The organism is Bowmanella yangjiangensis, from assembly GCF_017255015.1.
In the GTDB taxonomy this organism is placed as follows: Bacteria; Pseudomonadota; Gammaproteobacteria; order Enterobacterales; family Alteromonadaceae; genus Bowmanella; species Bowmanella yangjiangensis.
Map to the genome: position 1 here is coordinate 1 of NZ_JAFKCS010000737.1, position 362 is coordinate 362.

The 362-nt window shown below is 66.9% G+C and carries 1 protein-coding gene; it reads right to left on the reverse strand.

Annotation, left to right across the window (positions count from 1 at the left end; all coding sequences use genetic code 11):
* Window positions 1-295 (reverse strand): CDGSH iron-sulfur domain-containing protein (locus J0A65_RS26480; protein ID WP_206597158.1); only part of this gene is annotated, 295 nt, incomplete at its 3' end.
* Window positions 296-362: the final 67 nt, after the last annotated feature.

Sequence of the window (362 nt, forward strand, 5' to 3'; positions counted from 1 at the left end):
TGGGTGCCGGCGGGCTGTGGCTGCCATCGCAATGAGGCATGCTCCGTGAGCGTCCGCAGCGGCAGAGCAACAGTCGCTGCTCGCGCTCGGGACGCAGGATCAGGGATTGCGGGCAACCGGCGGGGCAGTCCGGCAACTGCGCAGACTGGCCGCAGCGGCACAGGCGATGGGCTTCACCGGGACTGACCAGGCGAACCTCGGGGAGGATGGGCAGAGGATCATCGGCCATGCACAAGGCCTGCGTAGTCGGATGAAATCCAGGGAAGGTATGCCACAGGTTTTCCCCGGATTGCATCCGGGCTACGAACGCCGGAACCGGCCCCTCTCCCAATGACGGGAGAGGGGCGACAGAGGGCCGCTAC